Consider the following 12,464-nt stretch of genomic DNA (forward strand, 5'->3'; position numbering starts at 1 on the left):
AGATAGTTATACAAATTATCTATTATTTGGAGTCGAGATGATCGCCGCTTTCGCACTTGGCCGCCCGAACCTTCGCACCACGGCCCGCCATGCCGCCTTTGTTCTCGCCGGCATCGCGCTCATCACCCTCTGCGCGAAACTGCGCGTTCCGTCCTGGCCGGTGCCGATGACCCTGCACACGCTCGCGGTGATGGCCATCGCCGTTGCGACCGGCCCGCGCCTCGCCACCGCGACATTCTTCGCCTATCTCGCCCTTGGCGCCGCCGGCCTGCCGGTGTTCTCCGGCACGCCCGAACGCGGCATCGGCCTCGCCTACATGGTCGGGCCGACAGGCGGCTATCTCCTCGGCTATCTCGTGGCGAGCGGGCTTACAGCTGCGCTGGCGGCCGGACGCGGGCTCATCGGTCGCAGCCTCGCCATGCTGGCCGGCCTTGCCGTCACCTACGCGATCGGCCTGCCCTGGCTCGGCCTCTATGTTCCCGCCAACCAGATCATCGCGCTGGGCTTCAGCCCCTTCATTCTGGGTGATCTCATCAACATCGCCATGGTGGCGGTGGGAAGCGCGCTCGTGCCGGCCCGCCTGCTCGGAACCCTCGGGCGATGAGCGGCGCGGTGGCGTCGAACGCCTCCGTGGACCTGCGCATCGACTGGACGCAGGAGCAGGCCCGGGCACTCTACGACCTGCCCTTTCCCGAGCTCCTGTTCCGCGCCCAGGAGACCCATCGCCGGCATTTCGACCCCGCCCGGATCGACAGCGCCACATTGCTGTCGATTAAGACCGGCGGGTGCCCGGAAGATTGTGGCTACTGCGCCCAGAGCGCCCACTGGAACACGGGCGTGCCCGCGAGCCGGCTGATGGCGGTCGAGCAGGTGCTGGCCGCGGCACGTCAGGCCAAGGCCGGCGGCGCCACGCGGTTCTGCATGGGGGCCGCCTGGCGGGCCCCAAAGGACCGCGACATGGACGCGGTCTGCGCCATGATCGAAGGTGTCCGGCAACTCGGGCTTGAGACCTGCGTGACGCTCGGCATGTTGACGGGGCCGCAGGTCGGCCGCCTCGCCGCCGCCGGCCTCGACTATTACAACCACAACGTCGACACTTCCCGCGCCTTCTACCCCGAGATCATCACCACAAGGACGGTGGACGACCGTTTGGAGACGCTGGCGCGGGTCCGTGCCGGCGGCATCAAGGTCTGTTGCGGCGGCATCGTCGGCATGGGCGAGAGCGTCGATGACCGCATCGCGATGCTGGTGATGCTGGCGACGCTCGACCCGCATCCTGAGAGCGTTCCGCTCAATATGTGGCATCCCATCGCGGGCGTACCGATCATGGAGAGGGCGCGTCCGGCCGACGCCATCGACTTCGTCCGCTTGGTCGCCCTGGCCCGCCTCCTCTTGCCGCGCAGTGTCGTCCGCCTCGCGGCCGGTCGTGAAGCGATGAGCGACGAGGCGCAGGCGCTGTGTTTCCTCGCCGGCGCCAATTCCATCTTCACCGGCGACGTCCTGCTCACCGCCGGCAATCCCGGCCGCGACCGTGACACCGAACTGCTGGCGCGGCTCGGCATGGCATTTACGGGTCAAGACATCGGCACCGGCGCGGCACCCGACGATCCATCCCGACCTTGGACCGCGGCCCCGTGCGATTGCGGGTCCCGGTCCTTCGAGTTCGTGCCGTGATGCCGACTGTGGTGGTCACGGGCACCGATACCGGCGTCGGCAAGACCGTGGTATCGGCCGGGCTCGCCGGCTGTCTCGGCGCCCGCTATTGGAAACCCGTTCAGGCGGGGCTCGATGGCGAGACCGACAGCGAGACGGTGCGGCGCCTGGGCGCGCTCGACGCGTCGCGCGTGGAGGCGGAAGCCTATCGGCTCCGCCGGCCGGCCTCGCCTCACCAGGCGGCCGCACGGGACGGCGTCACCATTGATCCGGATCGTCTCCGCCTGCCTTCCGGCACCTCGCCGCTGGTGGTGGAAGGCGCCGGCGGGGTCATGGTGCCGCTGACACCCGCCCTGACATTTCTCGACCTGTTCGCGCGGTGGCGCGCGCCTGTCGTGCTTTGCGCGCGGACGCGGCTCGGCACCATCAACCACTCGCTGCTGTCGTTGGAGGCCCTGCGGCGGAGAGAGGTGCCCCTTCTCGGCGTGGTGTTTATCGGCGAGGCCGCTCCCGAAAGCGAGGCGATCATCGCCGCGCTGGGCCGTGTGCCGGTGCTCGGCCGTTTGCCATGGCTGGAACCGCTGACGCCCGCCAATCTGGCGAGGGAGGCCGGACCGATCGCGGATCGTATCGCGCAGATGATTCAACTGCGGTAACAGCCGGCTCACCTGCCAAACACCACCCCGCCTCCCGTCAAAGACCTCCGAATAAACCGCAGGTCTCATGGGCAGCCACATGTCCCATGCCTCAGCACGGCACGCGTGGAACGTGCTCCGGCCTGCCGCTGCCGCCGACCCAGGCCCATGTCCCGCTGTGGTTCGGCGGCTCCTCGGCGGCGGCGCATGAGGTCGCCGCGAAGCACATCGACACCTATCTCTTCTGAGGCGAGACCCCGGAACAGGCGCAGGCCAAGATCGGCGAGGTTCGCGCGCTGGCCGCCCGGCACGGGCGCGCGGATAAGATTCGCTTCGGCATCCGGCTCTATGTGGTCGTGCGCGAAACGGAAGACGCTGCCTGGGCGGCCGTGCAGGATCTCTACGATCACATGGACGATGCCGCCGTTGCCGGCGCGCAGGCCTATGTCGCCGGCATCGATTCGGTCAGCCAGCAGCGCATGTCGGCGCTCCATGGCGGGCGCAAGCCCCAAGACCTGCGCGAGCTCGAAATCGCACCGAACCTGTGGTCCGGTATCGGTCTGGTTCGGCATGGGCCGGGCACCGCCTTGGTCGGCAGCGCGAAGCAAGTGGTGGCCCGGATCAACGACTATCGCGACACCGGCATCGATGTTCTGATTGCCTCAGGTATGCCTCTGCTGGAAGAAGCCTACCGCTTCGCCGAACTCGTCCTGCCGCATTTGCCGGCGGAGCGACGCGCCGGCCAGGGTGTGATCTCCGCCTTCACCAAGGAGCGCGATGCGGCTTGGCGCGCCAGTGCGTGACGGGCACCCCTCCCGGCGTGGCGGCTCCGGGAGGGACGCGGCTCCTAGTCCGATGGCCCGATCTCGTTCAGCCGATAGCTGAAATCGCAATGATCCGCGCCCTCCATGATCGTCTGGGTACGTTCCATCTCGATGCGCGGGTCGATCCCCTTGCAGAACACCGCATCGCGCTGGCACGAAAGCAGGTGGCCAATCTCGGCCAGGCCCAGTTCCCGGTACATCTCAGCGTAGCGGCAGCGATGCACGGTGTAATCGAGCGCGGTAGATGACTGCTGCGTCACCTCGATTTCCAGCGCCCCGTTCATCGTCCACAGGTGCAGCGTCGAGTAGAAGCCGTCGATGCCCGATCCTTCGCCCAATTCGGCTCGGAACGCGCCGGCCTGCTGGATCGAGTTCTCCCGGACGGCCTTCGCGATCACCGCCTTGGCCTCGTCCTTGCCGAAGCGTGCCACGAGTTCATCGAAGATCGGCTTGATGATCTCCGCTTCGATACGCCGCTTCTCCAGAATGGAGATTGTGGTGCTCATCGTCATCCCTCACGCCGCGTTGCCTGTCCGTGTGCGCTCCGCCGCCTCGATCTTGAGGCGCGCGCGGTCGACCTTGTTGGTCTGCGCCAGCGGGATCTCCGGTACCACAAAGATGTGGCGCGGGTGCAGATAGGGGTCGGCCTGCTCGATGAACCACGCCTTCGTTGCCGCTTCGTCGATCGCGCCACCGCCCGGGGCGCGCCCCTCACGTGGGAAGCGCGTCGCTATTCACGCCAAGGCAAGGAGCGACTTCCCCTCGGCGACGATCGGCGCTTTGCCGGGCGGTGCCGCCGCGATCCCACGCACCAAGCGTGTGAACGGAGGCCCGTGTCGCGTGACAAAGGTGGCGCGCTTATAATTCTATAAAATTGCTAGATTATATTGACAAATAGCCTTCCGTTAGGTCAGCCTGCGCTCGTGTTCACATACCGGCGCATTCCGGGCTTTCACGGAGGACCCCACCCATGTCACTCACCCGTCTCGGCGGCATCGCGACGGCCGGTCGCCGCGCGCTTACGGTCTCCACTCTCTGCGCAACCTTGGCGCTCGCGGTGCCGGCGCTCGCGGCCACAGACGCCGCTGTGCCCGACGGCCCCCTGGTCGATGCGGCATGGCTTGCCAAGAATCTCGACAACCCCAAGGTTCGGGTCTTCGAGGTCAGCGTCGACCCCGGCGTCTATGAGCGCGGCCACATTCCCGGCGCGGTCAATATCAGCTGGCACAGCGATCTCGTTGATCCCGTGAAGCGCGATATCGTGTCGGCGGAAGCGTTCGAGACGCTGCTGGAGAAGGCCGGCGTCGACAAGGACACCACCATCATTCTTTATGGCGACAACAACAACTGGTTCGCCGCCTGGGGTGGCTGGGTGTTCAATCAGTACGGACTCGGCGAGCGGGTGAAACTGCTCGATGGCGGCCGCAAATACTGGGAGAAGCAGGCGCTGCCGCTCGACACCAAGGCGCCGAGCTATGCCAAGACCGACATAACCCTGCCGCCCGCTAAGCCTGAACTGCGCGCCCGGCTCGTCAATGTGCTGGAGGTGGTCGACGGCAAGAAGGGCGCGGTGATCGTCGACATTCGCTCGGCGGACGAGTTCTCCGGCAAACTGTTCGCGCCGGAAGGCTCGAAGGAGCTGTCGATCCGGGCCGGCCATGTTCCCGGCGCCAAGAATGTCACCTGGTCCAAGGCGGTTGATGCCGAGACCGGCAAGTTCAAGTCGAAGGAGGAACTGAAGAAACTCTATGCCGAGGCTGGAGTCGACGGTTCCAAGCCGATCATCGTCTATTGCCGCATCGGCGAGCGCTCCAGCCACACCTGGTACGCGCTCTCGCGCATCCTCGGCTATGACGTGAAGAATTATGACGGCTCATGGACCGAGTACGGCAACTCCGTCGGCGTTCCGGTGGTGAACCTGGCCGGCACTGTGTGGCAGGGCAAGTAAGGCCGTTCATCTGGGACGCCTGTTGTGGCTCTGACGATACGCCCGGCGTCGCCTGCGGCCCGCCTCCTATCTCCTCTCTGAACCTTCCCCTCTTCTTCGGCGCGGGATTCACCTCCCGCGCCCTTTTTCATCGCCAGCCTCCGGCCGCTGGTGACTGTCGAGGAACTGCCGATGCGCGCCCTTGCCCTCTCGCTCGCCTGTCTCGTCGGCGCTGTGCTGCTGGCGGGCGTGCTTTCCCTCTCCGACGGCGACACCGCCTCGCGCGGGCTCGCTTTGTCGCTGGCCTTCGGCACCGCCTTCGGCGTCATCCTGCAGCGCGCGCGGTTCTGCTTCTTTTGCAATGCCCGCGACCTGATCGAGCGACGCGACGCGCGCGGCGTGCTCGCCATCCTGCTGGCCCTCGCGGTCGGCATTGCCGGCTATGCGCTGGTGATCGGGGCATGGCTGCCCGTGCCCCAGCCTGGTCGCCTGCCGCCGGATGCGCATATCGGCCCCGTGAGCTGGGTACTGGCGCTGGCCGCCCTGGCGTTCGGGATCGGCATGGCGGTCTCCGGCTCCTGCATTTCGGCCCATCTCTACCGGCTGGGCGAGGGCTCGCCGACGGCCCCCTTCGCGCTCGTCGGCACGGCTGCGGGCTTCGTCCTGGGCTTTCTCACCTGGAATCCGCTGTATCTTGCCGTCATCTCCGAAGCGCCGGTGATCTGGCTGCCGCATCATCTCGGCTATGCCGGCACGCTGGGCGCCAGTCTCGCCCTGCTGGCGCTGCTGGCGGTGGCGGCGCTGGCCTTCGCCCGCCCGCAACCGGCCGAAGAGGCCTCGGTCGCCGGCAGAAACAGCCTGTTGCGCGCCGGCCATGCGCTTTTTGTGGCGCGCTGGCCAGCCCTGATCGGCGGCCTCGCCATCGGCGCGCTCTCGGCGGCGAGCTATCTGCGGGTCGGCCCACTCGGCGTCACGGCGGAAATTGGCAGCCTCGCCCGTAGCGCGGCGGCGAACTGGAACCTGCTGCCGGAGACACTGCACGGTCTCGATGGTTTTCGCGGCTGCGCCACCGTGGTCAAGGCGGCAGTGCTTTCGGAGAATGGGCTCTTTGTGCTCGGCCTGGTCGGCGGCAGCTTCGCCAGCGCCGTGGTTGCGGGCCAGTTCGCGCCCCGCCGTCCCTCCTGGCGGGATGTTTCGGCCGGGCTCGCCGGCGGCGTTCTGATGGGATGGGGTGCGATGACCGCGCTCGGTTGCACCGTCGGCGTGCTGCTCTCGGGCATTCACGCCGGCGCGCTGTCGGGTTGGGTCTTCCTGCTGGCGGCCTTTGCCGGGGTTCTGATCGGCCTACCGCTCCGCCGCCGGATTGCGGCATGAGGCAAGGCAAGGCTGGGCGCAGCAACCACCCGGCCTTGCCCGCGGGGGCTCAAAGCCCGGTGCGCAGCACCGCGTCCGCCACCACGATCTTCTTCGGCACAAGGCCGAGCTCGAAGAAGGTGTCGGCGATCAGTTGCTGGTCGGCGATCACCTTGTCGGTCAGCGGCTTCACCCCGAAGCTCTGGCGGCCGATGGCGATGGACAGGATCGACGCGGGAATGCCGGTGCTCGGCGCCAGCTCGGCCACGGCGGCGGCGGGGTCCTTCTGGATCCACGCATTGGTCTCGTCGATGGCACCGATCAGCGCCGCGATGACCTTCGGGTTGGCGGCGGCGAAGGAGCGCGAGCCGAGATAGAACTGGTAATTCGGCACAATACCCTCGGCCGTGGTCAGGACGCGCGCCTTGCTCGCCACCTCGGCCGAGGCCTGGAACGGGTCCCAGATGACCCAGGCGTCGATCGCGCCCTTCTCGAAGGCGGCGCGCCCATCAGCGGGCGGGAGGAACTTCACGGTGATGTCGGAATAGGAAAGGCCGTTCTTCTCCAGCGCCTTCACCAGCAGGAAATGAACGTTCGATCCCTTGTTGAGACCCACCGTCTTGCCCTTGAGGTCCTTCACCGACTGGATCGGGCTGTTCTGCGGCACCAGGATCGCCTCGCCCTTCGGCGCCGGCGGCTCATTGGCGAAGTAGACGAGATTGTCGCTCGCCGCCTGCGCGAAGATTGGCGGGGTCTCGCCGGTCTGGCCGATATCGATGGCGCCGGCGTTCAGCGCCTCCAGCATTTGCGGGCCGGCGGCGAATTCCGCCCATTTCACCGCCACGCCCAGCGGCTCCAGCTTCTTCTCCAGAATGCCGCGCCCTTTGAGCAGCACCAGCGTGCCGTATTTCTGGAAGCCGACGCGCACCTCCGTGGCGGCGGCGAAGACCGGGCGCAGGCCGGGGGCCGCCAGCGCGGCGGTGAGGCCGGCGGCGCCAGTGAGGAGGGTACGGCGGGTCAGGCGTGTCATGATGAAAGCCCCTGATGGAGGAAAAGGTGTCAGCGCAGCGCGCCCCAACGGCGCACCGTGGCGCTTTCCAGCCCACGAAAAGCGACCGCTTCGACCAGCAGGCCGATGAGGATCACGGTGGCGAGGCCGGCGAAGACGCGATCGGTGAAGAGTTCGTTGCGGGCGCGGAAGATGAACCAGCCAAGCCCGCCCGAGGACGAGCTGACGCCGAACACCAGTTCGGCGGCGATGAGCGTGCGCCAGGCGAAGGCCCAGCCGACGCGCAGGCCGGAAATCAGCGAGGGCAAGGCGGCGGGCACGAGGATGTGGCGGACATAGGCCGGGCCGGAGAGGCCATAATTGCGGCCGACGAGGCGGAGCGTCTCCGGCACCGCCTCGAAGCCCTGCAAGGCCGCGAGGGCGAACGGCCAGACGACGGCATTGATGAGCACGAACAGCAGGCTCTTCTCGCCAAGGCCGAACCAGAGCAGGGCCAGCGGCAGCAGGGCGATGGCCGGCAACGGGTTGAACATCGCCGCCACGGTCTGCACCGCGTCGCGAATGAAGCTGTTCGACACGGCGAGCGACACCAGCGCGAAGCCCATCAGCACGGCGATGACGTAGCCCTTGAGCAGCACCGCCAGCGAACCGGCGGCGGCGGAGAGCAGCCCATCATGGAGGGTTGCATCCACAAACGCCTGAAACGTCTCGCCGAAGCTCGGCAACATCAGCGGATTGCCCTGCCAGCGGGCGGCAATCTCCCAGCCGAGCGCCAGCAGGGCCAGCACGACGAGGCGCCGGAACGCCAGGGAGCGGAACAGCCGCGCCAGAGGGTGGCGGCGCGCCGGTGGGGCCGCCGGGGCGTCGACCAGGGGCGCGTCCGACAGGCGGTGCAGCACCTCGCTCATCGCCCGCTCCCCGTGGCGCCGAAAAGCGTGGCGTGGACCTCCTGCACCGCCTTCTCGAAGCGCAGCGTGCCGATGTCGGCGGCGTCGAACCCCGCCGTCTCGAACCGCGCCAGCGTGCGGCCGGGATGGGCGCTGAGCAGGTGCAGCCTTGTGCCGAGCAGCACCGCCTCGTCGATAGCGTGGGTGACGAACAGCAGGGTGAGCGCCCGCTCCTGCGCGATATCAAGCAGGTCGCGCTGCATTTGCAGGCGGGTGAGCGCGTCGAGCGCGGCGAAGGGCTCGTCCATCAGCAGCACGGCCGGCTCCATCGCCAGCGCCCGGGCGATGGCCGCGCGCTGCTTCATGCCGCCGGACAGCGTGTGGGGAAACTGGTCGAGGGCGCGCGTCAGCCCCACCCGCGCCAGCGCCTGCGCCGCCTTCTCGCGCGCCGCCGCCGCGGAGAGCTTGCCCGCCACGCGCAGCGGAAAGGCGACATTGTCGAGCACGCTTTTCCAGGGCAGAAGCTGGTCGAACTCCTGAAACACCACGATCCGGTCGGGCCCGGCGCCCTGCACCGGCCGTCCGTTCAGCAGCACGGTGCCGGATGAGGGTTTCAGGAAGCCCGCCGCCGCCTTCAGGATCGAGGACTTGCCGCAGCCCGACGGCCCCAGCAGCACCAGCCTTTCGCCCTCGCCAAGCGTGAAGTCCACGCTCTCGACGGCGCGCACAGGACCGCGCTCGCCCTCATAGTCGAGGGTGAGCCGCCGGGCCTCGAGCACCGGGACAAGTTCCGCCCCGACTTCCGCAGACTGAGGCGCCGGCGCCAGCATCGGCTCAGCTTCCGGACTGGCTGTGAAGCTCGGGGAAGGTGTAGTCCTTCCAGCTTCCGGGTTTCGTTTTGATCGCGCCGGTCCGATAGAGGAAATCGCCGAACACTTCGGTCTTGCTGGGCACCAGCGTGAATTCGACCTCGGGGTTCGAGATCACTTCCTCGACGAAGGCGGGATCGAGCTTCGACTGCTCGATTTTGATGTAGGTCGCGGCGCCGAGCTTGCGGTCCCGCGCGGCAAGCGCGGTCGCTTCTTCGAAGGCGCGGAAGAAGGCGAGATAGGTCTTGGGGTTCTCGTCGCGCCATTTCACCGTGGTGTAGGCGACCGTCGGGGTAAATGGCCCGCCGAGAATGTCATAGGACGACCAGACCTTATGGATCTTCGGGTTCTTCAGCGCCTGTTCCTGGAAGGGCGAGTTGGAGACATGGCCGGTGATCTCGGTGGAGCCGGACAGCAGCGCCGCCGTGGCGTCGGGATGCGGCAGCGAGACCTGGATGGAATCGAGCTTGCCGTGGTTGCCGGGACCGAACTCCTTCTCCGCCGCGATCTGCAACTCGCGCGCCTGCACCGAGACGAGAGCTGCCGGCGAGGCGATGCGGTCGTTCGGCCCGAAATCCTTCAGCGACTTGATCTCGGGCTTGTTGGTCAGCAGATAGTTCGGCGTGGCACCGAAGGCCCCGATGATCTTCACCGCGCCCTTGGTGCGGTCCCACAGTGTGAAGAACGGGCCGATCCCGGCGGAGGCGATGTCGACCGAGCCGGACAGCAGGGCATCGTTGATGGCGTTACCGCCCGAGAGCTTGGCCCACTCGACGGTGATGTCGAGCCCCAGTTCCTTGCCGTGCTTCTCGATCAGATTCTGATCCCGCAGGATATGGAACGGGATGTAGAGCGTGCCGAACTGCTGCGAAATGCGGATCAGCCCCTCGGCCGAGGCCGGGACGCTGGCGGCGGCACCGAGAACCGCGACCAGAGCAAGGCGGGCAAGCGAACGGAACGCGGATGTCATAAGTGCCTCCGGCACGGGTGGGAGTGGGCGATCAGCCGCCCAGCAGACGGCTAAGAATTTGTCCTTCAAGGGCGGCGAGTTCGGCCGAGCCGCGCCGGCGGGGACGCGGCAGCGGCACGTCGAGATCGAGCGCGATCCGGCCATGGTCGATCAGGATCACGCGGTCGGCGAGGGCCAGCGCCTCGGCCACGTCATGGGTCACGAGCACGGCGGTGAAGCCCTGTTCGCGCCAGATCCGCTCGACCAGCGCCTGCATCTCGATGCGGGTGAGCGCGTCGAGCGCACCGAGCGGCTCGTCGAGTGCCAGCATGCGCGGCCCGCTGGCGAGCGCCCGTGCCAGCGCCACGCGCTGGCGCTGGCCGCCGGAGAGCACCGCCGGCCATTCGCCGGCCCGCTCCGCCAGCCCCACCTCCGCGAGAAGCGCGCGGGCGCGGGCATGGCGCTCCTCGCCCGTGAGCCGCGCGGGAACGCCGACCTCGACATTGGCCAGCACGCGCTGCCAGGGCAGCAGCCGGGGCTCCTGGAACATGATCCGGACGGCAGCGTCGTCACGTGCGCCGTCGAAGGCGATCGTCCCGCTTGTCGGCGTGTCGAGGCCGGCAAGAAGCCGCAGCAACGTGCTCTTGCCGCAGCCGCTCTTGCCGATCACGGCGACGAACTGGCCGGCGGGAATGTCGAGATCGACACCGTCCAGCACGCGCTTGGCGCCGAAGTGCCGCGAAAGGCGCCGGATCGACAGGCCGAGGCCGCCCGAGGTCGCGGCGGATACCTCAGCGAAACGGGCAGGCGGAGCCGGTGCGTTCATGGCGCGTCCCCAAGCTTCTGGAAGGCGGGGTGCCATTGCAGGCAGGCGCGTTCCAGCTGGCGGGTCAGCACGTCGGCGAGCTTGCCGAGCAGGGCGTAGATGAGAATGGCCAGCACGACGATGTCGACGAGCAGAAACTCGCGCGCCTGCATCGCCATATAGCCGAGGCCGGAGGAGGCGGCGATGGTCTCGGCGACGATCAGCGTCAGCCACATGATGCCGAGGGCAAAGCGCAGCCCGACGAAGATCGACGGCAGCGCGCCCGGCAGGATGATGCGGCGGAACAGGGTCAGCGGGCTCATACCGTAGACGCGGCCCATCTCGATGAGCTGCGGATCGACGCTGCGCACGCCGTGCAGCGTGTTGATGTAGACGGGGAAAAACACACCGAGCGAAACGAGGAAGAGCTTGGCCTCCTCATCGATGCCGAACCACAGGATGACCAGCGGGATCAGCGCGAGATGCGGCACGTTGCGGATCATCTGCAGCGTGGTGTCGGTGTAGCGGAAGGTGAGATCCCACAGGCCGTTGGCGATGCCCAGCGCAAAGCCGATGAGCCCGCCGACGAGAAGGCCGGCCAGAGCGCGCAGCGTGCTGACGCCCATATTGTGCAGCAGCTCGCCGGATTTCAGCGCCTGCCAGCCGGCGAGAGCCACCGCCGAGGGGGCCGGCAGCACGGTGGGCGCGATGATGCCGGCGCGGGACAGCGCTTCCCACAGCACCACCAGGAGGAGCGGCAGCACCCAGCCCGCGAGCCGGCCCTCCAATCGCGCCAGGCGGCGGCGAAGCGGGACAGCCGCGCCCGCGGCGGGGTGTCGGTCGGCGGCTGGCGGCGAGCGGGTCTCGGCGAGCGACATCAGGCAGCCGCCCCGGCCGCGCGGTGACGGGCGCGCACCCGCCCTTCAGCGGCATGCACGGCCTCTTCCACCAGCCGCTCCAGCCGTTGCTGGGCCGGCTCGGCGACGATGCGGCCATCGACCAGCTCGCGTTCGGTGAGGAACAGCCCGGTGCCGAGCGGCTGCGCCTGGAAAAAGGCGAAGAGCGGGCGCAGCTGATGTTCGATCGCCAGCGCATGGCGCTCGCTGCCGCCGGTCGCCAGCAGGGCCACCGGCGTGCCGATGAGGCTGCTGTAGTCGACCAGATCGATGAAATGCTTGAACAGGCCGGAATAGGAGCCCTTATAGACCGGCGAGCCGACGATCAGCAGGTCGGCCTGCTCCACCGCCCGCAACGCCTCCTCTTCCGGCGTGTCGGCGTCGGAGCGCGCCCGCAATTGCCCGATCGCCGGCAACGCGGCGACATCGATGATGCGGGACTGCGGCACAAGCCCCGCTTTGGCGGTCGCTCGCGTCACCGCATCAACGGCAAGCGTGACAAGCGACAGCGTGCGCGAGGGGGAGGACAGGCCTCCGCTCAATCCGACGATGGTAAACTGGCTCATGGACCCTTCCCTCTTTGGCCGGGAAGGCAATGCGTGGCATAATCGAACCAGATTGTCTACATTGAATATAGATTATTAGTTCGTGACGGGA

14 protein-coding genes and 1 pseudogene are annotated in these 12,464 nt (G+C 67.7%); 7 read left to right on the forward strand and 8 right to left on the reverse strand.

Going from position 1 to position 12,464, the window contains the following annotated elements; translation table 11 throughout:
- Positions 1-37: 37 nt before the first annotated feature.
- The 5 genes and pseudogenes from ACO07Z_RS07885 to ACO07Z_RS07905 form a co-directional block, all read left to right on the forward strand.
- Entirely contained in the window at positions 38-604 is a 567-nt protein-coding gene (locus ACO07Z_RS07885; protein ID WP_421698209.1) for a biotin transporter BioY, read from the forward strand.
- On the forward strand, positions 601-1,674 hold the full coding sequence (gene bioB / locus ACO07Z_RS07890; RefSeq protein WP_421698210.1) for a biotin synthase BioB: 1,074 nt from the start codon (positions 601-603) through the stop codon (positions 1,672-1,674). Before ACO07Z_RS07885 ends, bioB begins: the two co-directional genes overlap by 4 nt.
- A complete protein-coding gene (bioD, locus tag ACO07Z_RS07895) occupies positions 1,671-2,309 on the forward strand; it encodes a dethiobiotin synthase (RefSeq protein ID WP_421698211.1) in 639 nt (212 codons plus the stop codon). The genes bioB and bioD overlap by 4 nt, the downstream gene beginning before the upstream one ends.
- Before the next feature lie 86 nt (positions 2,310-2,395).
- Positions 2,396-2,536 carry a hypothetical protein gene (locus ACO07Z_RS07900; protein ID WP_421698212.1) on the forward strand — a complete coding sequence of 47 codons (141 nt, stop codon included), beginning with the start codon at positions 2,396-2,398 and terminating at the stop codon, positions 2,534-2,536.
- Positions 2,537-2,551: 15 nt separating this feature from the next.
- Positions 2,552-3,091, forward strand: a pseudogene (locus ACO07Z_RS07905) (LLM class flavin-dependent oxidoreductase); the annotation flags it as partial.
- Between the two features lie 44 nt (positions 3,092-3,135).
- On the opposite strand, the gene ACO07Z_RS07910 reads toward ACO07Z_RS07905, so the two are convergent.
- The gene (locus ACO07Z_RS07910) at positions 3,136-3,624 is read right to left on the reverse strand and encodes an L-2-amino-thiazoline-4-carboxylic acid hydrolase (protein WP_421698213.1); all 489 of its coding nucleotides are present in this window, start codon (positions 3,622-3,624) and stop codon (positions 3,136-3,138) included.
- Between the two features lie 458 nt (positions 3,625-4,082).
- Here ACO07Z_RS07910 and ACO07Z_RS07915 point away from each other — a divergent pair, with 458 nt between their 5' ends.
- Together ACO07Z_RS07915 and ACO07Z_RS07920 are read left to right on the forward strand one after the other, a co-directional pair.
- Positions 4,083-5,060 carry a sulfurtransferase gene (locus ACO07Z_RS07915; protein ID WP_421698214.1) on the forward strand — a complete coding sequence of 326 codons (978 nt, stop codon included), beginning with the start codon at positions 4,083-4,085 and terminating at the stop codon, positions 5,058-5,060.
- A gap of 171 nt (positions 5,061-5,231) precedes the next feature.
- Positions 5,232-6,413 (forward strand): YeeE/YedE family protein, encoded by a 1,182-nt coding sequence (locus ACO07Z_RS07920; protein ID WP_421698215.1) that lies wholly within the window; start codon positions 5,232-5,234, stop codon positions 6,411-6,413.
- 49 nt (positions 6,414-6,462) lie between these two features.
- Here the strand turns inward: ACO07Z_RS07920 and ACO07Z_RS07925 are convergent, their stop codons facing one another.
- Genes ACO07Z_RS07925 through ACO07Z_RS07955 form a run of 7 tightly spaced genes read right to left on the reverse strand, consistent with a single transcriptional unit; the run spans position 6,463 to position 12,373 of the window.
- Positions 6,463-7,422, reverse strand: coding sequence for a sulfonate ABC transporter substrate-binding protein (locus ACO07Z_RS07925; protein ID WP_421698216.1), 960 nt, complete (start codon positions 7,420-7,422; stop codon positions 6,463-6,465).
- A 29-nt stretch (positions 7,423-7,451) separates the two neighbouring features.
- Positions 7,452-8,309, reverse strand: a complete 858-nt coding sequence (locus ACO07Z_RS07930; RefSeq protein WP_421698217.1) for an ABC transporter permease — start codon at positions 8,307-8,309, stop codon at positions 7,452-7,454.
- On the reverse strand, positions 8,306-9,118 hold the full coding sequence (locus ACO07Z_RS07935; RefSeq protein ID WP_421698218.1) for an ABC transporter ATP-binding protein: 813 nt from the start codon (positions 9,116-9,118) through the stop codon (positions 8,306-8,308). The genes ACO07Z_RS07930 and ACO07Z_RS07935 overlap by 4 nt, the downstream gene beginning before the upstream one ends.
- A gap of 4 nt (positions 9,119-9,122) precedes the next feature.
- Positions 9,123-10,127 (reverse strand): ABC transporter substrate-binding protein, encoded by a 1,005-nt coding sequence (locus tag ACO07Z_RS07940; RefSeq protein WP_421698219.1) that lies wholly within the window; start codon positions 10,125-10,127, stop codon positions 9,123-9,125.
- Between the two features lie 31 nt (positions 10,128-10,158).
- Complete coding sequence (locus ACO07Z_RS07945; protein ID WP_421698220.1) at positions 10,159-10,932, reverse strand: ATP-binding cassette domain-containing protein; 774 nt, start codon at positions 10,930-10,932, stop codon at positions 10,159-10,161.
- Entirely contained in the window at positions 10,929-11,789 is an 861-nt protein-coding gene (locus ACO07Z_RS07950) for an ABC transporter permease subunit (RefSeq protein WP_421698221.1), read from the reverse strand. Before ACO07Z_RS07950 ends, ACO07Z_RS07945 begins: the two co-directional genes overlap by 4 nt.
- Entirely contained in the window at positions 11,789-12,373 is a 585-nt protein-coding gene (locus ACO07Z_RS07955; protein WP_421698222.1) for an NAD(P)H-dependent oxidoreductase, read from the reverse strand. Before ACO07Z_RS07955 ends, ACO07Z_RS07950 begins: the two co-directional genes overlap by 1 nt.
- Between the last annotated feature and the right edge of the window lie 91 nt (positions 12,374-12,464).

The sequence above is a fragment of the Ancylobacter sp. genome, from assembly GCF_965229075.1.
In the GTDB taxonomy this organism is placed as follows: Bacteria; Pseudomonadota; Alphaproteobacteria; order Rhizobiales; family Xanthobacteraceae; genus Ancylobacter.

Excerpts from the sequence above, each read along its gene's own strand:
- ACO07Z_RS07885 (WP_421698209.1), top strand. The coding sequence starts at position 38 with ATGATCGCCGCTTTCGCACTTGGCCGCCCGAACCTTCGCACCACGGCC.
- bioB (WP_421698210.1), top strand. The coding sequence starts at position 601 with ATGAGCGGCGCGGTGGCGTCGAACGCCTCCGTGGACCTGCGCATCGAC.
- ACO07Z_RS07900 (WP_421698212.1), top strand. The coding sequence starts at position 2,396 with ATGCCTCAGCACGGCACGCGTGGAACGTGCTCCGGCCTGCCGCTGCCG.
- ACO07Z_RS07910 (WP_421698213.1), bottom strand. The coding sequence starts at position 3,624 with ATGACGATGAGCACCACAATCTCCATTCTGGAGAAGCGGCGTATCGAA.
- ACO07Z_RS07915 (WP_421698214.1), top strand. The coding sequence starts at position 4,083 with ATGTCACTCACCCGTCTCGGCGGCATCGCGACGGCCGGTCGCCGCGCG.
- ACO07Z_RS07920 (WP_421698215.1), top strand. The coding sequence starts at position 5,232 with ATGCGCGCCCTTGCCCTCTCGCTCGCCTGTCTCGTCGGCGCTGTGCTG.
- ACO07Z_RS07925 (WP_421698216.1), bottom strand. The coding sequence starts at position 7,422 with ATGACACGCCTGACCCGCCGTACCCTCCTCACTGGCGCCGCCGGCCTC.
- ACO07Z_RS07930 (WP_421698217.1), bottom strand. The coding sequence starts at position 8,309 with ATGAGCGAGGTGCTGCACCGCCTGTCGGACGCGCCCCTGGTCGACGCC.
- ACO07Z_RS07935 (WP_421698218.1), bottom strand. The coding sequence starts at position 9,118 with ATGCTGGCGCCGGCGCCTCAGTCTGCGGAAGTCGGGGCGGAACTTGTC.
- ACO07Z_RS07940 (WP_421698219.1), bottom strand. The coding sequence starts at position 10,127 with ATGACATCCGCGTTCCGTTCGCTTGCCCGCCTTGCTCTGGTCGCGGTT.
- ACO07Z_RS07945 (WP_421698220.1), bottom strand. The coding sequence starts at position 10,932 with ATGAACGCACCGGCTCCGCCTGCCCGTTTCGCTGAGGTATCCGCCGCG.
- ACO07Z_RS07950 (WP_421698221.1), bottom strand. The coding sequence starts at position 11,789 with ATGTCGCTCGCCGAGACCCGCTCGCCGCCAGCCGCCGACCGACACCCC.
- ACO07Z_RS07955 (WP_421698222.1), bottom strand. The coding sequence starts at position 12,373 with ATGAGCCAGTTTACCATCGTCGGATTGAGCGGAGGCCTGTCCTCCCCC.